General features: G+C 64.7%; 19 protein-coding genes. 15 read left to right on the top strand and 4 right to left on the bottom strand.

Features of this window, described 5'->3' with window-relative positions; all coding sequences use genetic code 11:
• Positions 1-30: 30 nt before the first annotated feature.
• The 5 genes from ACM43_RS19920 to ACM43_RS19900 all read left to right on the top strand — a co-directional run bounded on the left by ACM43_RS19920 (position 31) and on the right by ACM43_RS19900 (position 4240).
• Entirely contained in the window at positions 31-2187 is a 2157-nt protein-coding gene (locus tag ACM43_RS19920; RefSeq protein WP_271542223.1) for a VTT domain-containing protein, read from the top strand.
• Positions 2187-2873, top strand: coding sequence for an endonuclease/exonuclease/phosphatase family protein (locus tag ACM43_RS19915; RefSeq protein WP_128261649.1), 687 nt, complete (start codon positions 2187-2189; stop codon positions 2871-2873). The genes ACM43_RS19920 and ACM43_RS19915 overlap by 1 nt, the downstream gene beginning before the upstream one ends.
• A 233-nt stretch (positions 2874-3106) precedes the next feature.
• Entirely contained in the window at positions 3107-3298 is a 192-nt protein-coding gene (locus tag ACM43_RS19910; protein ID WP_025036310.1) for a hypothetical protein, read from the top strand.
• 224 nt (positions 3299-3522) lie between these two features.
• Positions 3523-3843: a DUF1476 domain-containing protein gene (locus ACM43_RS19905; RefSeq protein WP_271542222.1), complete on the top strand. Its 321-nt coding sequence runs from the start codon at positions 3523-3525 to the stop codon at positions 3841-3843.
• 106 nt (positions 3844-3949) lie between these two features.
• Positions 3950-4240, top strand: a complete 291-nt coding sequence (locus tag ACM43_RS19900; RefSeq protein WP_036031443.1) for a hypothetical protein — start codon at positions 3950-3952, stop codon at positions 4238-4240.
• A 33-nt stretch (positions 4241-4273) separates the two neighbouring features.
• Here the strand turns inward: ACM43_RS19900 and ACM43_RS19895 are convergent, their stop codons facing one another.
• Positions 4274-4402, bottom strand: coding sequence for a hypothetical protein (locus tag ACM43_RS19895; protein WP_260347296.1), 129 nt, complete (start codon positions 4400-4402; stop codon positions 4274-4276).
• Between the two features lie 792 nt (positions 4403-5194).
• Here ACM43_RS19895 and ACM43_RS19890 point away from each other — a divergent pair.
• A complete protein-coding gene (locus ACM43_RS19890) occupies positions 5195-6130 on the top strand; it encodes a septal ring lytic transglycosylase RlpA family protein (protein WP_271542221.1) in 936 nt (311 codons plus the stop codon).
• Here ACM43_RS19890 and ACM43_RS19885 read toward each other — a convergent pair.
• On the bottom strand, positions 6127-7080 hold the full coding sequence (locus ACM43_RS19885) for an alpha/beta fold hydrolase (RefSeq protein WP_271542220.1): 954 nt from the start codon (positions 7078-7080) through the stop codon (positions 6127-6129). The genes ACM43_RS19890 and ACM43_RS19885 overlap by 4 nt on opposite strands.
• Positions 7081-7234: 154 nt before the next feature.
• Between ACM43_RS19885 and ACM43_RS19880 the strand changes: the two genes are divergently transcribed.
• The 9 genes from ACM43_RS19880 to ACM43_RS19840 all read left to right on the top strand — a co-directional run bounded on the left by ACM43_RS19880 (position 7235) and on the right by ACM43_RS19840 (position 16971).
• On the top strand, positions 7235-8497 hold the full coding sequence (locus ACM43_RS19880; protein WP_271542219.1) for a D-alanyl-D-alanine carboxypeptidase family protein: 1263 nt from the start codon (positions 7235-7237) through the stop codon (positions 8495-8497).
• Positions 8498-8499: 2 nt separating this feature from the next.
• Positions 8500-9186 carry a dTMP kinase gene (gene tmk / locus ACM43_RS19875; RefSeq protein ID WP_271542218.1) on the top strand — a complete coding sequence of 229 codons (687 nt, stop codon included), beginning with the start codon at positions 8500-8502 and terminating at the stop codon, positions 9184-9186.
• Positions 9183-10229: a DNA polymerase III subunit delta' gene (locus ACM43_RS19870; RefSeq protein ID WP_225142001.1), complete on the top strand. Its 1047-nt coding sequence runs from the start codon at positions 9183-9185 to the stop codon at positions 10227-10229. Before tmk ends, ACM43_RS19870 begins: the two co-directional genes overlap by 4 nt.
• Before the next feature lie 109 nt (positions 10230-10338).
• Positions 10339-12282, top strand: a complete 1944-nt coding sequence (gene metG / locus ACM43_RS19865) for a methionine--tRNA ligase (RefSeq protein ID WP_271542217.1) — start codon at positions 10339-10341, stop codon at positions 12280-12282.
• Between the two features lie 13 nt (positions 12283-12295).
• Positions 12296-13072 (top strand): TatD family hydrolase, encoded by a 777-nt coding sequence (locus ACM43_RS19860; RefSeq protein ID WP_271542216.1) that lies wholly within the window; start codon positions 12296-12298, stop codon positions 13070-13072.
• Positions 13073-13085: 13 nt separating this feature from the next.
• Positions 13086-13883 carry an MBL fold metallo-hydrolase gene (locus tag ACM43_RS19855; RefSeq protein WP_157284438.1) on the top strand — a complete coding sequence of 266 codons (798 nt, stop codon included), beginning with the start codon at positions 13086-13088 and terminating at the stop codon, positions 13881-13883.
• Positions 13884-14044: 161 nt separating this feature from the next.
• Complete coding sequence (locus ACM43_RS19850; RefSeq protein WP_271542215.1) at positions 14045-14638, top strand: TRAP transporter small permease; 594 nt, start codon at positions 14045-14047, stop codon at positions 14636-14638.
• A gap of 2 nt (positions 14639-14640) precedes the next feature.
• Positions 14641-15954: a TRAP transporter large permease gene (locus tag ACM43_RS19845; protein WP_157284434.1), complete on the top strand. Its 1314-nt coding sequence runs from the start codon at positions 14641-14643 to the stop codon at positions 15952-15954.
• Positions 15955-15993: 39 nt separating this feature from the next.
• On the top strand, positions 15994-16971 hold the full coding sequence (locus tag ACM43_RS19840) for a TRAP transporter substrate-binding protein (RefSeq protein WP_157284432.1): 978 nt from the start codon (positions 15994-15996) through the stop codon (positions 16969-16971).
• A 54-nt stretch (positions 16972-17025) separates the two neighbouring features.
• Here ACM43_RS19840 and ACM43_RS19835 read toward each other — a convergent pair whose 3' ends face one another.
• Positions 17026-18675, bottom strand: coding sequence for an acyl-CoA synthetase (locus ACM43_RS19835; RefSeq protein ID WP_271542214.1), 1650 nt, complete (start codon positions 18673-18675; stop codon positions 17026-17028).
• Between the two features lie 21 nt (positions 18676-18696).
• Positions 18697-20586, bottom strand: coding sequence for a TRAP transporter large permease (locus ACM43_RS19830; protein ID WP_271542213.1), 1890 nt, complete (start codon positions 20584-20586; stop codon positions 18697-18699).
• Positions 20587-20609: the final 23 nt, after the last annotated feature.

Here is a 20609-nt window from a genome sequence, read left to right as displayed (position 1 = left end):
CATTCGCATCGAACCGCAGCCGTTTACCGCGTGGAACCCCTTGAGCCTCCAGCGCGTTTAGACGCAAACGCGAATTGCGAGGTCCACCTGCTTCAGAGCGCATCGACACTCACTCCCGGCGACACCGTCTGGCGGCGGTGCAGGGCGCGGCGCGTGGCGGTTCTGAACGATGCCGCGGCCTATTTCGCAGCCCTGCGGGAGGCCCTGCTGGAGGCTCAGGATCTCGTCTACATCGTCGGCTGGGATATCCATAGCAGGACGCGGCTGGTCGGAGATTCCGGACGTGCCGATGATGGCCTGCCTGAGGAGCTTGGTCCGTTCCTGCGCGCCTTGGTGCAGCGCCGGCCCGCCTTGCGCATCAACATTCTCGTCTGGGACTTCGTCTCGTTTTACGCTTCCGAGAGGGAGTGGAATTCCGCGGCGAAATTCACTGCCGACACCGATGGCCGCGTCCGGTTTCATCTGGACGCCACGCTTCCGTTTGGTTCGGCGCAACACCAGAAGATCGTCTGTGTCGACGGTTCACTGGCGTTCGTCGGCGGCCTTGATCTGACGATCAGGCGCTGGGATACGAGCGACCACCGCGCCGACAACGCCTTGCGCTGCGATCCTCAGCGCAAGCCGTACCCGCCGTTTCACGATGTTCAGTGCCTGGTCGACGGGGATGCCGCGGAGCAGCTGTTCGCCCTCGTCGAGCAACGCTGGCGTGCGGCAGGCCAACAGGCCGATGAGCGGCGCGCGTCGAACAACGGATGCTGGCCGGCGAACGTGCCTGTCGATGCCGAGCATTTGCCGGTCGGGATCGCCAGGACCGAGGTGGTCTGTCCGGCAGGCTCGACCATCAGGGAGGTCGAACGCTCCTTCATTGCGGCGATCCGCTCGGCAACGAGCTTCGTGTACATCGAAAATCAGTTCACCAGCGCGACCAGGATGGCGCACGAATTGGCGGAGCAGATGTGTCGCGTGCCGTCGCTTCGGGTTCTGGTCGTCGCTCCGAAACTGCATTCCTCGTGGCTTGAGTCCCAGGCCATGCAGAACGGCCGCGGCGCTTTCATCGACTGCTTCAGCTCGGCCGGAGTGGCCGATCGCATCCGCTTCGTCCATCCGGTCTCCCGCAGCGGAAATAAGGAAGCTGCCGTGATGGTGCACAGCAAGCTCATGGTGGTCGATGACCGGATCCTGCGGATCGGCTCGGCCAATCTGAATAATCGGTCCATGGGCGCCGACAGCGAATGCGACCTCATTTTCGAAGCTGAATCCGAGGAGCATCGGGATTTCATCGCCTCGGTCCGCCGTCGCCTGATCGCGCATTTCTGCGGTCTCGACGAACAAGCCATTGGCGAAAACGAGCATCGGCTGTTCGCACTGCTGGACGACGTCTCCACATCTCGTGGCGCCAAGACGTTGCGGAAAGTCGAGTCTTCGGTTCTAACCAGCACGCTGGCCAGCTTGGTTCAGCCTGTGGCGGACCCTGAGCTGCCCCTTCATCTGGAGCGCGCGGCCTCTCGCATGTGGACGACGAAAACCATCATCGGGATCGTTGCGATAGCCGTGGCGCTTTTCGGGCTGGCGCTGGCCTGGTCGTACACGTCCTTGAGCGATCTCGCCGATGCAGGTCATCTTTCGGCGCTTCTGTCTGCCTATTCGCAGTCCATCTGGGGGCCGCCATTGGCGATCGCAGCCTTCGTCCTTGGCGGGCTCGTCGTCTTTCCGGTTCTCGTCCTCATTGCGGCAACGGCCGCCGCACTCGGGCCGTGGCTGGGGTTCGCGACCGCAATGGCGGGCGTCCTGCTCAGCGCTCTGATCCTGTTTGCGATCGGCCGCTTCCTCGGCCGGGAACGGCTTCAGCGTCTGCTGGGTCGACGTGCCGCGCGCATCCAGGAACGCGTGGTCGGGAAGGGCATCCTGGCGGTTGTCGTCATCCGGATGCTTCCCATAGCACCGTTCTCGGTGGTGAACGTCGTGGCAGGTGCGAGCACGCTGCCTCTTCGTGACTTCATGGTGGGAACTCTGCTGGGCAGCACGCCCGGAATCCTGGCCATGGCGGTTCTCGGCTCGCAGATTGCCGAGCTCGCCAGAAATGCGTCCTGGAGCAACATGTTGCTGCTGGTACTGGCGTTCCTCGGCTGGCTCGGGGTCTGCGCCGGCGCGCAATTCATGACGACATGGCTCGCCGGGAGGCGCTGATGGCGGCCGTGCGTTTCATGACCTGGAATGTGCACGGCACGTTCAATCTCAATCCGAAATTCGACCTGGAAGGCGTCTGCTCCATCCTGCGCAAATGGGCCCCTGATGTCGTCGCACTGCAGGAGGTCGACTCGCGGTCGCGATCGGACGACCCATTTGGGAAGTTGGCAAGCGTGATCGGAGATCACCGCGTGCACGCCAAGTCGATCGTCACCGAAGATGGTGACTATGGCCAGATGCTGCTGAGCCGCTTTCCGTTCTGCAGCGTGCCTGAAATCGTGGACGTTTCCTATCGAGAGCGGGAGCCACGCCGGGCGATCGCCACCGACTTGCTGACGCCTGCCGGTGACGTCCGCGTCGTGGCCACGCATCTCGGTTTGAGTATCCATGAGCGCCATGCCCAGGCGCAGTCCCTGGTGAGCCTGGTGAAACCGGCGAGAACCGTGGTCCTCGGTGATTTCAATGACTGGTTCTGGGTCCGATCTGTGCGGCGCGTGCTCGCGCAGGTCTGTCCCAACCGTACGCGATTGCGAACCTTCCCATCACGCTTGCCCTTGATGCGGCTCGACCGGATCTATGCAACCGGTGACAGTCGGATCGGGAGAGCTTGGACCGACGAAGCGGCGACGGCCTATTCCGACCATCTGCCCGTGATTGCAGACATCGAGATCGCCGCGGGCAGCTGATCTGCTCGCAGGCCTGCTATCTTGGGGGGGCAGGCAGGGATTGAGGAGTTTCCGAAGGTGGGGAAGGCGACTTTTTTGCCCGACTGCGCAGCCGCCTCGTGCTCTCTGGAAAAGGCTTTGAGTCAGAAAGACTTGGCTACTGTGCATGGGGTTATTTTCGTAAGTCTCGTGTCGGCACCCGGCTCCTCACGGGACCATGCGGAACTTTTCTCGCACCGCCGCGTTATCTCGCCATGACTGAAGACCTTTCCTTCCGACGCAAACCCCTGACCCCCGAACAGCGCCACGCCCGCGATGCGGCTCGCCGGGTGGAGGCCGAGAAGGCCATGCGCGACCACGAAGCGGCGCAGAAGGCGTTCTACGCCAACAAGGAACGGCTCAAGGCCGAGCGGCTGGCGCGCGAAGCGGCGGCGGCGAAGGGCTGAGCGAACGCGCTTAGCCGCGCAATTTCCAAAAAATCGCATCTGCTGGCGGCCTGCATTTGATTGTCGGCCGCCAATGTCGCTTGGGTGTCTGCTTCCCATCGGCAGGCTTGACGGAGCTTCGCTTCCGGGAGGAAGCTTCTGATGATCCAAAACTGACCTGAACCACGGAGACGTTCGCTCCCGACAAGTCCGATCCTCATCAGCGACGCAGAATGGAGCTGACCATGACCACGTTCGACAAGCGCGAGCGGGGCTTTGAAGCCAAATTCGCCCACGACGAGGAATTGATGTTCAAGGCCACGGCGCGGTCCAACAAGCTGCTCGGGCTTTGGGCCGCGGGCCAGCTCGGGCTCAGTGGCGATGCCGCTGCAAGCTACGCGGCTGCGCTGGTGACGGACCATCTGGAGAGCCGGACGATGGACGATGTGGTCGGCAAGGTGGCGGGCGATCTCGCAGGCAAGGGGATCGCGCGCGAGCAGGTCGCGCAGAGGCTTCAGGAATGTCTGCACCAGGCGCTGGCGCAGCTCGAAGCGGATCGGCAATGACACCCGCTGCCGCGTTCATTCGGCGCGCTTGCTGCCTTCCGCGGGCTGTGCCGTTTCGTGCTACCGTGCCAGCCGCCGGAGACGGCGGCGAGCGGGAGGTGGGGGCATGTCACGGGGCAGCTTTGGCAAATGGTCCGGCGCAATCGCATGCGCCGGCGCCATGCTGGTCGCTGCAGGTGGCGCCGAGGTCTCGGCGACGCCGCTGACGCCGTTTCGCTACGAGGCGCAGGCCCAGCGTCATTGCCCGCGCGACAAGGTGGTTTGGCTCGACTTCGGCAAGGGCGTTTATTACCGCAAGGGTCAGAAGCGCTACGGCCAGGGCTTCGACGGCAGCTTCGTCTGCCAGAACGAGGCCCGCGGCGGCTTCTACCGCCGCTCGCTGTTGGGCCTGCGCTGAGCGGCGGGTTTCGGCGGCTGGCGGACCCGCCGGCTATTTCGCTGACGGCAGCCTGACCGGCACATGCGGGGAGGTGCTGATGACCCGGGGGCTTCCATCCGGATAGGTGCGGTTGCCGCGGATCAGGGATTCCAAGACCAGGAAGAACTTCTCGGCAAGCATTTGCGTCACCCTCGTTGGTGATGGCCTCTTGCAATTGGTCGAGGCGCCGAACGCAATAATTCAATCAACTGAATGGGAGCGGGGACAGCCGCGCCTGCTGCGCCGCAATGGAGAGAACCCGTGTTGGACAGGAGGACGTGCGGTTCAGGCAAACGCCAACGCGACGAGACTCGAGCAGAGCAGCACCAAGCCGCCGGCGGTCAAGGCCAGGAAGCCATCGGATACGAGGTCATGATTACGCATGGGACACCTGCCGCTCTCGTGTTCGATGCGCGAGTGGATCGACCAAGACCGTCCGAACGCGCCGCTGTGAAAGAGGTGATGCTTGCCGTCCGCGCGAGTGCCTTCAGGCCCTCGTGCGGTAACCCTCGAACGCATGGGCCAGGAAGATCCCCGCGCTTACCAGACCCATCAGTGCCGAAACCGTCTCGATCATCGTTAAATTCCAAATCCTGCCCTCGCATCCGAGAGAACGCGGGCGGCCTTGCACAGTCAAAAGAATTTCGGTGAGCGCCGCGACAATGGGGGTGGAGTGAGGATTTGGCGCAACAGACTGTCCGGCACTGGCACAGTGCGGGGGCCATCGCCCCGTAGAACAACGGAAAAATGCGAACGTCTCGTTTACCATCCCGGCGTGATCGCCGTGGGCTCCCCATTTCCGCCGCGTTCGGGTTGCGTTATCGTTACCGCCTCCGAGACGGTGGTGGGCCGCCTCGGATGAGATGACCGGACAGCGCTCCCCGTAGCCAAAGCGGGTTGGGTACGCCTCCGGCGAAGTGGTATTTGGGGCGCATGGGGATCCGTCGGTCAGATTCGGTTTTGCGAGCCGCGCGCGGTGTTGCGGCGGTCGCGACCTGCCTTGTGCTCGCCAATTGCGCCTCCTCGAACAAGTTCGCCAGCCGGGTCGATCCGAAATACGGCGTGTCCTCGAGCCCGCGGGTGGTGGCCTTTGGCGATCCGGTCCCGAAGGGCGGCGGCACCTACCGCGTCGGCAAGCCCTATGTCGTGGCGGGCCGGACTTACGTGCCGGAGGAGGACGTCAACTACCGAGCTGAGGGCATGGCCTCCTGGTACGGCGACAGTTTCCACGGCCGCCTGACCGCCAATGGCGAGGTGTTCGATATGACCTCGCTGACCGCCGCGCATCCGACCCTGCCGATGCCGTCTTATGCGCGGGTGACCAACGTCTCGAACGGCAAGTCGCTGATCGTCCGCGTCAATGACCGCGGGCCCTATCACGGCAACCGCCTCATCGATGTCTCGAACAAGGCCGCCGAACTCCTTGAATTCAAAGGGAACGGCGTTGCCAAGGTCCGGGTCGAATATGTCGGCCGGGCGCCGCTCGAAGGCTCCGACGACCGTCAGCTTCTGGCGACCCTGCGGACCGGCGTCCCGGCGCCGTCGCCCTCGATGGTCCGGGTCGCCTCGGCCAAGCCGTTTGTGCCGGAGCTGCCGTCCTCGACCCGCGGTGCCATTCGCGGCGAGGTCCCGATGCCGGAGGGGCGGCCATACAATCTCGGCAGTACCTCGGCCGATATGGCTTCGCTCAATGCTACCTCGGAAATGTCGGCTTCGAGCCGCAGCCGGGGCCGGGCGCTCCAGAACACCCGCGCGGTGTCCTATGGCGAGGACGGCCGCTACGCGAGCGAGACTGCTCCCTCCGTCGGTTATGCCTCGGACGGCGCGGCCGAAGCCCGCAGCATCCTCAGCGGCCGCGGCCTGTACTAGCCCGCGCTCTCCTTCAGGAACGCCAGCAGCGCTGCATTCACCTCGTCGGGCCGCTCCTGCTGCACCCAATGGCCGGCGCCCTCGATGATCAGCTTGCGCTTCAGATTGGGCAGCACGCGCTCGAGCTCGTTGACCCGCTTGGCCCCGATCAGGCCGGTGATGACGGCGTCCTTCGAGCCTGCGATGAAGAGGGAAGGCTGGTGAATCTGCGCGTCCTGCCAGGGCGCGGTCAGCTCCCAATTGCGGTCGATGTTGCGATACCAGTTCAGCCCGCCGCGGAAGCCGGACTTGCGGAAGGCCTCGGTGAAATAGGCCAGGTCTGCCTCGCTGAGCCAGCCAGGCAGCGGCTCGTCAGCGCCGGCGTGGCCGAGAAAGCCCTTGCCCTCCTGCACGAACATGGCCGCGGTGGGATCGGCGAGGCCCCGCCCGCCGAGGACGATGCGCATGGTGCGTGCGACGTCACGCTCGAGCTCGGCCTCGGCGACGCCGGGCGTCTGGAAATACTGCCAGTAGAAGTTGGTGACGCCGCCCTGGCGCAGCAGGTCGAGCGGCTTGCCGCGGCCCCGGAACGGCGGCGGCACGCTCAGGCCCGCGACCGCCGTGAAGATGTCCGGCCGGAACAGCGCCGCGTGCCAGGCGACCGGTGCACCCCAATCATGGCCGACCACCATCGCCTTGGTCTCGCCGAGGGCCTGGACCAGGCCGACCACGTCGCCGACCGTGTCGAAGATCGAGTAGGCGTTCGCGTCGAGCGGCGCCGCGCTCTGGCCATAGCCGCGCATATCGGGGGCGACGACGTGAAACCCGGCTTCGGCGAGCGGCAGGATCTGGTGGCGCCAGGAATAGGACAGCTCCGGCCAGCCATGACACAGTACGACCAGCGGTCCCTGGCCGGCTTCGCGGACGAAAAGCTCGATCCCGTTGGCCTTGATCATCCGGGTTGTTGGCATTCGCTTTTCCGCCTTGTTTCAGGGGTTTGGTCGAAAAACATGAGGCGTCACGATAGGGGCGCGGCGAGAATCGTGCAATCTCGGCGACAAGCGTCCAACCGCGTGTTGTTCGCATCTGTTCCAGCTGTTAGAACGCCTCTCTCAGGGCTTCGCCATGACACTTCGTCTTCCTTTGCTTCGTCGCAACCGGCTCACCGCCGGAACGCTGGCGCGCGGGCTGATCGCGACTGTTTTGGCGGCGGCCATCGGATGGGGCGGGGCGCTCCATGCGGCCAACCAGAGCGTCCAGGGCGGCAAGAAAGCGGAAGATGCCGGCTTCGACGGCGATGCCCCGACCGCGATCCTGATCGAAGCCTCCTCGGGCAGCGTGCTGTTCGAGAAGAACGCCGACGAGCTGCGCGCGCCTTCGAGCATGATGAAGCTGATGACCGCCGAGGTCGTCTTCAATGCCATCAAGAAGGGCGACATCAAGCTGAATGACGAGTATCGGATCAGCGAGAATGCCTGGCGCAGAGGCGGGGCCCCCTCGGGCGGCTCGACCATGTTCGCCGCCATCAACAGCAAGGTCTCGGTCGACGATCTCCTGCGCGGCGCGATCATCCAGAGCGGCAACGACGCCTGCATCGCGCTGGCCGAAGCCATGGCGGGCAATGAGCGGATCTTTGCCGCCGACTTTATGACCAAGCGCGCCCGCGAGCTTGGCATGACCAGGTCGACCTTCGCCAATTCCAGCGGTCTGCCCGATCCCGGCAACAAGATGACGGTGCGCGAGCTCGGCATGCTTGCCCGGCACATCATCCTGGACTTCCCCGAATTCTACAAACTGTTCGGCGAGAAGGAGTTCACCTGGAACAAGATCCGTCAGCAAAACCGCAATCCGCTGCTCAATTCGATGGAGGGCGCTGACGGCCTGAAGACCGGCTACACCAAAGAAGGCGGCTACGGCATGGTCGGCTCCGCCGTGCAGAACGGCACGCGGCTGATCGTCGTCGTCAACGGACTTGACGATCCCGAGGACCGCGCCACGGAAGCCAAGAAGATGCTGGAATGGGGTTTTCGCAATTTCGAGACCCGCACCCTGATCGCAGCCGAGCAGCCCGTCGGATATGCCAAGGTGTTCGGCGGCGAGAGCCGGTCGGTCAAGCTCATCGCCAAGACACCTGTGAAGGTGATGGTGCACAAGAACGGCAGCGACAAGCTGATTGCGCGCATCGTCTATAGTGGCCCGGTGCGCGCGCCGATCGAGGCCGGCCAGCGGGTCGGCGTGGTCAGGGTCTGGCGCAGCGGCAACATAGCGGTCGAGACGCCGGTCTATGCCGCGGAGGCGATCGGCACCGGCTCGACCATGCGCCGCGCGATCGACGGCGCCAGCGAGCTCGTGATCGGCATGTTCCGCGCAGGCGCCGAGAAGCTCTGATCATGAGTGAGAGCGCTGCACAGCGACCGTCCGGACGGGGACGCTTCATCACCTTTGAAGGCGGCGAGGGCACGGGCAAGTCGACCCAGATCAAGAAGCTCGCCGACCGCCTCAAGGCGGCAAAGCTGCGCATCCGCGTGACGCGGGAGCCGGGCGGCTCGCCGGGCGCTGAAATCATGCGTCATCTGGTGCTGTCGGGCATGGGCAAGCTGCTCGGCCCCGAGGCCGAGACGCTGCTGTTTGCCGCCGCACGCGATGACCATGTCCGCACCGTGATCCAGCCGGCGCTGAGCCAGGGCGTCTGGGTGCTGTGCGACCGCTTCGCGGACTCGACGCGGGCGTATCAGGGCAGCCTCGGCCAGGTGCCCGATGGCCTGATCAACGCGATGCAAAGGGTGACGATCGGCGACCTCAAGCCGGACCTCACCATCATCCTCGATTTGCCGGTCGAGATCGGCCTGCAACGTGCCGCCGCGCGCCGCGGCAGCGGCACGCCCGACAGGTTCGAGGCCGAGAAGCTCAGCTTCCACCAGGACCTCCGCGAAGCCTATCGCAAGATCGCGGCGGAGGATCCCGCGCGCTGCGTGCTGATCGACGCCAATTCCGATCCGGACACGGTCGCCGCGCGCGTCTGGACGGCACTGCGTGAGCGCCTGCTGCCAACGCCTGCGTCAGTGGTGTCGGTATGAGCCCGCGTCAGGCCGAGCGCGAAACCGCCATACCGCATCCGCGCGAGACGTCGCAGTTGTTCGGCCATCGCGAGGCGGAGGCCGCGCTGCTTGATGCCTATCGCAGCGGACGCATTCCGCATGCCTGGCTGATCGGCGGGCCACAGGGGATCGGCAAGGCGACGCTGGCCTATCGCATGGCGCGCTTCGTGCTCACCCATGCGCAGCCGCTGGCGCCGGCCGTGCAGCGCGCCGAAAGCCTTGCGATCGATCACGACGACGCCGTGGCGCGGCAGGTGGCGGCCGGCTCGCATGGCGGCCTGCTGACGCTCGAGCGCACCGCCAACGAGCGCGGCGTGATGCGCACCGTGATCACCGTGGACGAGACGCGCGAGACGATCGGTTTTTTCGGCTCGACCGCCGCGGCCGAAGGCTGGCGCGTCTGCATCGTCGACACCGTCGACGAGCTCAATCCGAACGCGGCCAACGCGCTTCTGAAGATTCTCGAGGAGCCGCCGCAACAATCGCTGTTCCTGCTGGTGAGCCACGCGCCCGCGCGGGTGCTCGCCACGATCCAGTCGCGCTGCCGCAAGCTGCGCCTGCGGCCGCTCGCCACGAACGATGTGATCGGCGCCGCCGCTTCGGCGGCTGAGCTCGATCCGAACGATGCCGCGCTGCGCGAGGCGGCCGAGGCCTCCGAGGGCAGCGTCGCACGGACGCTGACGTTGCTCGGTGGCGAGGCCCTGAAGCTTCAGCAGCGCACGGCGGCGCTGCTCGCGCGCCTGCCGCAGGTCGATCCGCGCGAATTGCACACGCTCGGCGATTCGCTCGGCACCAGCGACCGCGTGGCGCTTGCGGCCTTCATCGACGGCATCGACCGCTGGATTGCGGAGCGCCTGCATGCGGATGAGGCCAATGCCAACCAGAACCTGCCGCGCCTTGCGCGGCTAGCTGAGGTATGGGAAAAGATCGTCCGCGCCGCGCGCGACACCGAAACCTACAATCTGGAGCGAAAGCCCTTGGTTTTCTCGGTGTTCGGCTGGCTGGCGGACGCAACGCGCTAAAGCATGATCCGGAAAAGTGCGCAGCGGTTTTCCGAAAAGATCATGCGCAAAACAATAACGGAACGCCGAGCCGTTTCCAAAATTCGAGAAGCCGGTAAAGGAATTCGTGGTGGCAACGCGAGCTAAGAAATCCGTCAAACGCAAGAGCGGCAAGAAGGCTGCGAAGAAGGCCGTCAAGAAAGCGGCGAAAAAGGCCAAGGCGCGCGCGGCCAAAGCTGCCAAGAAGGTCAAGAAGACCAAGAAGGCTGCCGTCAAGAAGAGCGTGAAGAAGGGCGCCGCAAAGAAGGCCGCAAAGAAGCAGGTCGTCGCCAAGAAGGCGGTGAAGCAGGCTGCCACAAAGCCGGCCAAGGCTCCGGCGAAGAAGGCCGCGAAAAGGGCGGTTGCGCCTGCCGTGACCGCCGCACCGACTCCCGTCGCGCCTGTGAAGCCAAAGGCGCCGAAGTCCAAGGCCCCGCGCGCGCCGAAGCCCGTCGCTTCTCCGCAAGCTGCCGCGCCTGCGGTGGTCGCCCCGCGCGACAACGTGTTCTACATCACGACCGCGATCGCCTATCCCAACGGCAGCCCGCATATCGGTCATGCCTATGAGGCGATCGCGACCGACGCGCTGGCGCGCTTTGCGCGGCTCGACGGCAAGGATGTGTTCTTTTTGACCGGCACCGACGAGCACGGACAGAAGATGATTCAGACGGCGGCGAGCGAAGGCATGTCCACCGCTGCGCTCGCGACGCGCAATGCCGGCCGCTTCAAGGAGATGGACGAGCGCCTAGACGTGTCGTTCGACCGCTTCATCCGCACCACCGAGGAGCAGCATCACCGCTCCAGCCAGGAGATCTGGCGCCGCATGGAAGCGAATGGCGACATCTACGCCGACACCTATTCGGGCTGGTACTCGGTCCGTGACGAGGCCTATTACGCCGAGGACGAGACGCGCGTGAACGATGACGGCGTGCGCTTGGGGCCGCAGGGCACGCCTGTGGAATGGGTGGAGGAGAAGAGCTATTTCTTCCGCTTGTCGGCGTATCAGGACAAGCTGCTCAAGCTCTATGCGGATCAGCCCGATTTCATCGGGCCGGATTCCCGCAAGAACGAGGTCGTGAGCTTCGTCAAGGGCGGCCTGCGCGATCTTTCGATCTCGCGCACCACGTTCGATTGGGGCGTGAAGGTGCCCGGCGACGAAGAGCACGTGATGTATGTCTGGGTCGATGCGCTGACCAACTACATTACCGGCGTCGGTTTCCCCGAAGAGAGCGACAGGAATTGGCGCTATTGGCCGGCCGACGTGCACGTCATCGGCAAGGACATCATCCGCTTCCATGCGGTGTATTGGCCGGCCTTCCTTTTGTCGGCGGGCATCCCGCTGCCGAAGCGGGTCTATGCCCACGGCTTCCTGTTCAACAGGGGCGAGAAGATGTCGAAGTCGGTCGGCAACACTGTCGATCCCTTCAACCTCGCCGACCAGTACGGCGTCGACCAGTTGCGCTACTTCTTCCTGCGCGAGGTGCCGTTCGGCCAGGACGGCAATTACAACCACGAGGCTATCGTCGCGCGCATCAACGCCGATCTCGCCAACGATCTCGGCAATCTCGCGCAGCGCTCGCTGTCGATGATCGCAAAACAGCTCGGCGGCGTGCTGCCCGAGCCCGGCGAGTTCAGCGACAACGACAAGGCGATCCTGGGGATGGCTGACGGCATGATCGCGGCCTCGCGTGAAGCCATGGCGACGCAGCAGATTCATCAATGGCTCAACACCGTCTGGGCCGTGGTCGCGGAGGCCAACCGCTATTTTGCGGGTGAAGCGCCGTGGGCGCTCGCCAAGACGGATCCGGCCAGGCAGAAGACGGTGCTCTACGTCACCGCCGAAGTCGTGCGCCAGATCGCGATCCTGGCTCAGCCCGCGATGCCGACCGCCTCCGGCAAGCTGCTCGACAGCCTCGGCATCCCCGAAGCCGAGCGCAATTTTAACATGCTCGGCGGCGCGAAGCGCATCGCGCCCGGTTCGACGCTGCCGGCGCCGATGCCGGCGTTCCCGCGCTACGTCGAGCCGGCGGCCTGAAGGCGTTCGCACGATGCTGGTCGACAGTCATTGCCATCTGGATTTTCCGGACTTTGCGGAAGATCTCGACGGGATCGTGTCGCGGGCGCGAGCCGCCGGTATCGTCCGCATGGTCACGATCTCGACGCGGGTCCGGCGGCTAAAGGACCTGCTCGCCATCGCGGAGCGCTATGACGACGTCTATTGCTCGGTCGGCACCCATCCGCATCATGCGGACGAGGAGGACGGCATCGCGCCGGACGAGCTGATTGGGCTGACCCAGCATCCCAAGGTCGTCGCGCTCGGCGAGGCCGGGCTCGATTATTTCTACGACAACGGCTCGCCGGAGGCGCAGGCGAGGGGCTTTCGCGCCCACATCGCCGCCGCCCGCACCACCGGCCTGCCGCTGGTGATCCATACCCGCGAGGCCGACGAGGACTGCGCGCGCATCCTGGAAGAGGAGGCCGCAAAGGGATCGTTTCGCGCCGTGCTCCATTGTTACACGGGCGGGCGCGAGCTGGCACTGAAGGCGGTGTCGCTCGGGCTCTATATCGGCTTCACGGGAATCCTGACCTTCAAGAAATCGGAGGCCTTACGCGCGATCGCAGCCGAACTGCCGCCCGATCGTATCCTGGTTGAAACAGACTCGCCCTATCTTGCGCCCGGCAAATTTCGGGGCAAGCGCAACGAGCCGGCCTACGTGGTCGAGGTCGCAAAAGTGCTCGCCGAGACGCGCGGCGTGTCCCTTGACGAGATCTCGCGTCAGACCAGCGAAAACTTCTTCCGCCTGTTCTCGAAGGTGAAAGCTTGAGACTGGGAGCCACATGACGCTGACGCTGACGATCCTGGGCTGCGGCTCCTCCGCCGGCGTGCCGCGCCCGGCGCTCGGCTGGGGCGCCTGCGATCCCAGCAATCCCAAGAACCGCCGTCGCCGCTGCTCGCTGTTGGTCGAACGGACGTCCGAGCACGGCACGACACGCATCGTGATCGACACCTCGCCGGACCTGCGCGAACAATTGCTCTCGACCAATGTCGACCACATCGACGCGGTGTTCCTCACCCACGAACATGCCGACCAGACCCACGGCATGGATGACCTGCGCTCGGTCGTCATGCACATGCGCCGGCGCATTCCGACCTATTTCAACCAGTCGACCGCCAAGGACATCCTGTCGCGGTTCTCCTATTGCTTCATCTCGCCCGAGGGCAGCGATTATCCGCCGATCCTGACGCGGCATTCGATCGAGGCGGGAGAAAGCCAGACCATTCTGGGGAAGGGCGGCGCGGTGACGATGACCGCCTTTCTGGTGCAGCACGGCAACATTCCCGCCCTCGGTTACCGCATCGGGGATGCGGCCTATACGCCAGACCTCAACGACATCCCGCGCGAGAGCTGGGGGGCGCTGGAAGATCTCGATCTCTGGATCGTCGACGGCCTGCGCTACACCAGCCATGTCAGTCATTTCAGCATCAACGATGCGCTGTCCTGGATCGAGCGCTTCAAGCCGAAGCGCGCGGTCATCACCAACATGACCGCCGACGTCGATTACGAGGTCATCCGGCAGTCGCTGCCCCCTGGCGTGGTGCCAGCCTATGATGGGCTGCGGCTGGAGACGCACTAAGCCCGCGGTGGAAATTCTGCGGCCAGCCGGCATAGACCTTGCTTGCGTCGGCCCCATCATGTTGATCTAACGTCTGAAAGACAGGCGCTGGGCAGGGCGATACTCAAAACGGAACCGGCACAACCCAGTGCAATCGGTCGGTCGAATCGCCGCGTGTGAGGATGGGGATTGCGTTGGCAGAGAACGATGTAGCGACTCAAGGAGCGGTGCGACGCGCTCTGGACCTCCTTTATCTCGGCGCGGGCTATGCCGCGGGCGTCTTCCTGGTCGCGATCTTCGCAATCATGATGGTGATGTCGGTCGGGCGCCAGTTTGCGCTCAACATTCCCGCCGGCGATGATTTTGCGTCTTGGTGCATGGCGGCGATGGCGTTCCTTGGTCTCGCTCACACCTTCAAGCGCGGAGAGATGATCCGCGTCGGCCTGCTGCTGGAACGTCTGCACGGGCGGACCAAGCAGATCGCGGAGGTCGTGGCGCTCGGCATTGCCGCCGCCTTCATCCTCTACTTCACCCGTCATGCGGTGCAGATGACCTACGATTCCTGGCGCTTCAACGACGTGGCGCAGGGCGTGGTCGCGCTTCCGCTCTGGATGCCCCAGCTCGGCTTCGCCGGCGGCCTCGTGATCCTCTCGATCGCGCTGATCGACGAGATGGTCAACGTCATCGGCGGCAACCGTCCGAGCTACGAGAAGGGCTCGCCCGACGAGACTCCGGAAGAGTTCGTTGAGCGCATCTCGCAGGGCGGTGGAGGCTGACCATGGCCAATCTCGGCATGATCGAGCTGTCCTTCATCCTGCTCGGCGTCATGATCCTGCTGCTGGGAAGCGGCGTCTGGATCGCGGTCTCGCTGGGACTGGTCGGCTTCGTGGCGATGGCGCTCACCACGAGCCTGCCGCTCGGCACCGTACTTGCGACCACCACCTGGAGCGCGAGCTCATCGTGGACGCTGGCGGCGCTACCGTTGTTCATCTGGATGGGAGAGATTCTCTTCCGTACCAAATTGTCGGAGGAAATGTTCCGCGGCCTGTCGCCCTGGGTGCAGTGGCTGCCGGGACGGCTGACACATGTGAACGTGATCGGCTGCGGCATTTTCGCGGCGGTATCCGGCTCGTCGGCGGCGACCTGCGCGACGATCGGCAAGATCGCGCTGCCGGAGCTCGACAAGCGCGGCTACGACAAGGGCCTGAGCCTCGGATCGCTGGCGGGCTCGGGCACGCTCGGCCTGCTGATCCCGCCGTCGATTCCGATGGTGGTCTATGCCGTCACGGCGAACGTCTCCGTGCTTCAAGTGTTTCTCGGCGGCTTCCTGCCGGGATTGCTCGTGATCGCGCTCTATTCCGGCTACATCATCATCTGGTCGCTGCTCAATCCCAACAAGGTCCCGCCGCGCGATCCGCCGATGCCGTTTCGACAGAAGTTGCGGGAGTCAGCCAAGCTCGCGCCCTGTCTGCTGCTGATCCTGGCGGTGTTCCTGTCGCTCGTTCTCGGTTTTGCGACGGCGACGGAGTGCGCGGCCTGGGGCGTTTCCGGCGCGCTGCTGCTGGCGTGGTGGAGCGGCACGCTCACGCGCAAGAACTTCCTCGAGAGCATCATGAGCGCGACGCGCCTGACCTGCATGATCATGCTGATCCTTGCAGGCGCGGCCTACACCACGGCTGCGATGGCCTATACGGGCATTCCGGCCGCGCTCGCCACCTGGGTCCAGGGGCAGCACCTCACGCCGAGCATGCTGGCGCTGTATCTGAGCATCATGTACATCATCCTGGGTTGCCTGATCGACGGCATCTCGATGATCGTTCTGACGGCGGTGATCGTGCTGCCCATGGTCAGACAGGCCGGCCTCGACCTGGTCTGGTTCGGCGTCTATCTGATCATCCATGTCGAGATGGCACAGATCACGCCGCCGGTCGGGTTCAACCTGTTCGTGCTCCAGAACATGAGCGGCCGCGATACGTTCACGGTCGCGCGGGCGGCATTCCCGTTCTTCGTGCTTTTGCTCGCTGCGGTGTTCATCATCACGGAGTATCCGCAGATCGTGTTGTTCCTGCCGAAGCTCGCTTTCCCAGACTGAGCGTACCCGTTCTCTAGATCGACTGTGAGGAGAAGCCCAATGATGTCTCGTTTATTCCACGCATCCTTGATTGCCGGCGTTGTGCTGGCCGCGACACCTGCCTTGGCTCAGAGCAAATGGAATCTGCCGGCAGCGTATCCTGCGGACAATCCGCACTCCGAAAACCTGGTCGCCTTCGCCAAGGACGTCGAAGCCGCCACCTCGGGCAAGCTCCAGATCACGGTTCATCCGGGCGCCTCGCTGTTCAAGGCGCCCGACATCAAGCGCGCCGTGGTGACCGGGCAGGCGCAGATGGGTGAGGTGCTGCTGTCGATCCACGAGAACGAAGACCCGATCTTCGGCGTCGACGTCGTGCCGTTCCTCGCGACCAGCTTCCCCGAGGCGGCGAAGCTGTATCAGGCCTCCAAGCCTGCGATCGCCAAGAAGCTCGACGCGCAAGGTCTCAAGCTGCTGTTCGTGGTGCCGTGGGCACCGCAGGGCGTCTACGTCAACAAGCCGCTGGCCACGATCGAGGACATGAAGGGTCTGAAGTGGCGCGCCTACAATGTCGGGACCGCGCGGATCGGCGAACTGGTCGGCGCGCAATCGGTCACGATCCAGGCCGCGGAACTGCCACAGGCGTTGGCGACCGGCGTGGTGAACTCCTTCATGTCGTCGGGCGGCACCGGCTACGATTCGAAGGCGTGGGAGTCGCTCAAATACTTCTATGACGTGCAGGCCTGGATTCCGAAGAACTACACCTTCGTCAACAAGGCTGCGTTCGAGGCGCTCGACAAGCCGACCCAGGAAGCCATCCTGAAGGCCGCCGCCACCGCGGAGACGCGCGGCTGGAAGGCCTGGGAAGAGAAGGCCAATTGGTACCTCGGTCAGCTCAAGGCCAAAGGCATGACTGTCGAGCCGCCGAGCCCGGCACTGAAGGCCGGCTTCCAGAAGATCGGCGACCAGCTCACGGCCGACTGGCTCAAGAAGGCCGGCGCCGACGGTCAGGCGGTGCTCGACGCCTACAAGAAGATGTGAGGATGAGAGAGCTTCCGTCCGCCGCAGGCGGGCGGAAGCTTCTTTGGCCGCTGGTCAGGCCGAGATCGCCTTCACTGAGCCGACTTCGTTGCGCAGCAGGAACTTTTGGATCTTGCCCGTGGACGTCTTCGGGATCGGCCCGAACACGACCGCCTTCGGCGTCTTGAAGCCGGACATCTGGCTGCGGCAGAAGGCGATGATATCCGCCTCGCTGGCACTGGCGCCCTCTTTCAGTTCGACGAAGGCGCAGGGCACTTCACCCCATTTCGGATCGGGCTTTGCCACCACGGCCGCGAACAGCACGGCCGGGTGCTTGTAGAGGATGTCCTCGACCTCGACCGAGGAAATGTTCTCGCCGCCGGAGATGATGATGTCCTTGGAGCGGTCCTTGATGATGACGTAGCCGTGCTCGTCGAGCACGCCGAGATCGCCGGTATGAAACCAGCCACCCTCGAAAGCTTCCTTCGTCGCCTTCTCGTTCTTCAGGTAGCCTTTCATCACGATGTTGCCGCGGAACATGACCTCGCCGATGGTCTCGCCGTCGCGCGGCACCTGCTGCATCGTTTGCGGGTTGATCACGGTGACGGCTTCCTGGAGCGGGTAGGGCACGCCCTGCCGGCGCTTCATGCGCGCGCGCTCGGCGGCGGGCAGGTCATCCCAGCCCGGCTGCTCGGCGCAGACCGAGGCGGGGCCGTAGACCTCGGTCAGGCCATAGACATGTGTCAGCTTGATGCCGATGCTTTCGGCGCCTTCCAGCACCGCGACCGGCGGCGCGGCGCCGGCGATCAGGCCGACGACGCGGCGGGCCGCATCGCCCTTTGGTGCATCGGGCGCGTTGATCAGCGTGTTGTAGACGATTGGCGCGCCGCACATATGGGTGACGCCGTGGCTCTTGATCAGCTCGAAGATCCTGGTCGGCTCGACCTTGCGCAGGCAGACATTGATGCCGGCGGCCGCCGCAATGGTCCAGGGAAAGCACCAGCCGTTGCAGTGGAACATCGGCAGCGTCCAGAGATAGACCGGATGCTGGCCGAGATTGCCGGCGAGGATGTTGCTGACGGCGTTCAGATAGGCGCCGCGATGATGGGTGACGACGCCCTTGGGATTGCCCGTCGTGCCCGAGGTGTAGCTCAGCGCAATCGCGTCCCATTCATCGCTCGGCGTGATCGGCGCGAAGCCTGGATCGCCTTCGGCGACGGCTGCCTCGTATTCGATCTCGCCGATGCGCGTGCCGCCCTTGAACGATGCATCGTCGACGTCGACCACCAGCGGCTTGGGGCAGGTCATCTGCGCCAGGGCCGCAGTGATGACGCCTGAAAACTCTGGATCGACCAGGATGATTTTCGCGCCGCCATGATCGAGCTGGAACGCGATCGAAGGCGCATCGAGACGGATGTTGAGCGCGTTGAGCACGGCGCCGGTCATGGGCACCGCGAAGTGCGCCTCGTTCATCGCGGGAATGTTGGGCAGCATCGCCGCGACGGTGTCGCCGAGGCCGATGCCCTTGCTCGAAAGCCAGGAGGCAAAGCGCTTGCAGCGCTCATAGGTCTGCGCCCAGGTGAAGCTGCGGCCTTCATAGACCGTGCTGACGTGATCGGGATAGACCGCGGCGCTGCGCGCCAGGAAGCTCAGCGGGCTCAGCGGGACATAATTGGCTTGCGTCTTGTCGAGGCCGATATTGTACGGATTCTGTCGCTCACTCATCGACACCCTCCTTAAACCGCATCAAAGAAATCCGATCGAGATCCAGGGGAAGATCGCGACGATGATCAATCCCACCAGCAGCGCCAGCAGATAGCCCCAGATCGACCTGATGCCTTCGGCCGGATCGACGCGCCCGATGGCGCAGGCGGCATAATAACCGATGCCGAAGGGCGGGGCGAATAGCCCGATACCCATGGCGAGAATGATCACCATGGCGTAGTGCACCTCGTGCACTCCGACGGCGCGGGCGATCGGAAACAGCAGCGGTCCGAACAGCACGATCGCCGGGATGCCCTCCAGCACGCTGCCGAGAACGACGAAGGCCAGGATCGATACGGCGATGAAGGTCGCAGCGCCGCCCGGCAATCCCGTCATGGCCGCAGCCAGCGAGCGCGAGAAGCCGGATTGGGTCAGGCCCCAGGCCATGCCGGTCGCCGTGCCGATGATCAGGAGGATCGCACCCGACAGCGCGGCGGTCTCGACCAGCATCGGAAACAGCCGCCGCCAGTCGAAGCGGCGGTAGATCAGGAGGCCGACGAGGGCGCCATAGACGATGCCGATGGTGGAGACTTCGGTGGCGGTCGCGATGCCCTCGACCACGGCATAGCGGATCACGAAGGGCAGCGCGAGCGCGGGCAGGGCGACGACGAAGGTCTTGCCGATGTCGGATGCCGTCGCGCGGCGGACGTGGCTCATGTCCTCGTGGCGGTAGCGCCACCACACCAGCATGCAGAGCGTGACGGCGAGCACGACGCCGGGCAGGAGGCCGCCGGTGAAGAGGGCGGCGATCGAGACGCCCGTGACCGAGCCGATTGTGATCAGCACGAGGCTGGGCGGGATGGTCTCGGTCTGGGCTCCGGTGGCCGCAAGCAGCGCGACGAGATCGCCGGGCTTGGCGCCGCGCTCTTTCATCTCCGGGAACAGCACGGGCGCGACCGCCGCCATGTCGGCCGCCTTGGCCCCCGAGATGCCGGAGACGAGGTACATCGCGCCGACCAGCACGTAGTGCAGGCCGCCCCTGATGTGGCCGAGCAGGCTCGCCAGGAACGCCACCATGGCCCGCGCCATGCCGGTCATCTCGATCAGTAACCCTAAGAACACGAACAAAGGCACGGAAAGCAGGATGAGGTGGCTCATGCCCTCGTCCATCCGCCCGATCAGCACCATGACCGGCGTGCGCGTGGTCAGCGCGAGATAGCCGTAGATCGCAAGACCAAAGCCGAACGCAATGGGAACCCCGGCAAACACGCAGAAGCCGGCGACGCCGACGAAGAAGATGATGAGGTTGAGATTGCCGAGCGGCCGCAGCAATGGCTCGGCCAGCCAGAACAGGCCGATCACGACCGCAACCGATAGCACGGCGGCCGCAACCATCCGGTGGTCGGCGGCGCGCACGAGCCGCAGCAGGGCAAAGGCCGCCATCAGGCCAATGCCGGCCGGCAGCGCGGCGGCGCGCCACATATTGGAGATCTGCAGCGCCGGCGTCGTGATGTAGCTTTCTTCATAGGCGTAGTCGCAGGCCGGCCAGACGATCAGGATCAGGAACGCCAGGGCCGCGGAGGTCGCGACCAGATCGAGATAGGCCCGCATAGCCGGCCTGGCGCTCGCGACGATCGCCGTCATGCGCATGTGCTCGGAGCGGCGGAACGCAACCGCCGCGCCCAACATGGCGAGCCACAGGAACAGGATCGAGGCGAGCTCGTCCGACCAGATCAGCGGCCGGTGCAGGCCATAGCGTGCGACCACGCCGGCAAACAGGATCACGATCTCGGCGACCACCAGGATCGCCGTGGGGATTTCGACCATGAGGCCGAGCACGCGCTCGACTGAGGCCAGCAGCGAAGGTCGGCGAGGGGACTGCAACGTCACCTCGCCCACCACTTCGGTCACCTCGATCTCGACGTGAGCCATCCTGATACCGACCTCGACGGCCC

It is taken from the genome of Bradyrhizobium sp. CCBAU 45321 (assembly GCF_028128975.1).
GTDB lineage: Bacteria > Pseudomonadota > Alphaproteobacteria > Rhizobiales > Xanthobacteraceae > Bradyrhizobium > Bradyrhizobium yuanmingense.
The sequence above is the reverse complement of the archived record's forward strand: the minus strand, read 5'-3'. Positions and strand labels throughout refer to the sequence as shown.

Excerpts from the sequence above, each read along its gene's own strand:
- ACM43_RS19915 (WP_128261649.1), top strand. The coding sequence starts at position 2,187 with ATGGCGGCCGTGCGTTTCATGACCTGGAATGTGCACGGCACGTTCAAT.
- ACM43_RS19910 (WP_025036310.1), top strand. The coding sequence starts at position 3,107 with ATGACTGAAGACCTTTCCTTCCGACGCAAACCCCTGACCCCCGAACAG.
- ACM43_RS19905 (WP_271542222.1), top strand. The coding sequence starts at position 3,523 with ATGACCACGTTCGACAAGCGCGAGCGGGGCTTTGAAGCCAAATTCGCC.
- ACM43_RS19900 (WP_036031443.1), top strand. The coding sequence starts at position 3,950 with ATGTCACGGGGCAGCTTTGGCAAATGGTCCGGCGCAATCGCATGCGCC.
- ACM43_RS19895 (WP_260347296.1), bottom strand. The coding sequence starts at position 4,402 with ATGCTTGCCGAGAAGTTCTTCCTGGTCTTGGAATCCCTGATCCGCGGC.
- ACM43_RS19890 (WP_271542221.1), top strand. The coding sequence starts at position 5,195 with ATGGGGATCCGTCGGTCAGATTCGGTTTTGCGAGCCGCGCGCGGTGTT.
- ACM43_RS19885 (WP_271542220.1), bottom strand. The coding sequence starts at position 7,080 with ATGCCAACAACCCGGATGATCAAGGCCAACGGGATCGAGCTTTTCGTC.
- ACM43_RS19880 (WP_271542219.1), top strand. The coding sequence starts at position 7,235 with ATGACACTTCGTCTTCCTTTGCTTCGTCGCAACCGGCTCACCGCCGGA.
- tmk (WP_271542218.1), top strand. The coding sequence starts at position 8,500 with ATGAGTGAGAGCGCTGCACAGCGACCGTCCGGACGGGGACGCTTCATC.
- ACM43_RS19870 (WP_225142001.1), top strand. The coding sequence starts at position 9,183 with ATGAGCCCGCGTCAGGCCGAGCGCGAAACCGCCATACCGCATCCGCGC.
- ACM43_RS19860 (WP_271542216.1), top strand. The coding sequence starts at position 12,296 with ATGCTGGTCGACAGTCATTGCCATCTGGATTTTCCGGACTTTGCGGAA.
- ACM43_RS19855 (WP_157284438.1), top strand. The coding sequence starts at position 13,086 with ATGACGCTGACGCTGACGATCCTGGGCTGCGGCTCCTCCGCCGGCGTG.
- ACM43_RS19850 (WP_271542215.1), top strand. The coding sequence starts at position 14,045 with ATGGGGATTGCGTTGGCAGAGAACGATGTAGCGACTCAAGGAGCGGTG.
- ACM43_RS19845 (WP_157284434.1), top strand. The coding sequence starts at position 14,641 with ATGGCCAATCTCGGCATGATCGAGCTGTCCTTCATCCTGCTCGGCGTC.
- ACM43_RS19840 (WP_157284432.1), top strand. The coding sequence starts at position 15,994 with ATGATGTCTCGTTTATTCCACGCATCCTTGATTGCCGGCGTTGTGCTG.
- ACM43_RS19835 (WP_271542214.1), bottom strand. The coding sequence starts at position 18,675 with ATGAGTGAGCGACAGAATCCGTACAATATCGGCCTCGACAAGACGCAA.
- ACM43_RS19830 (WP_271542213.1), bottom strand. The coding sequence starts at position 20,586 with ATGGCTCACGTCGAGATCGAGGTGACCGAAGTGGTGGGCGAGGTGACG.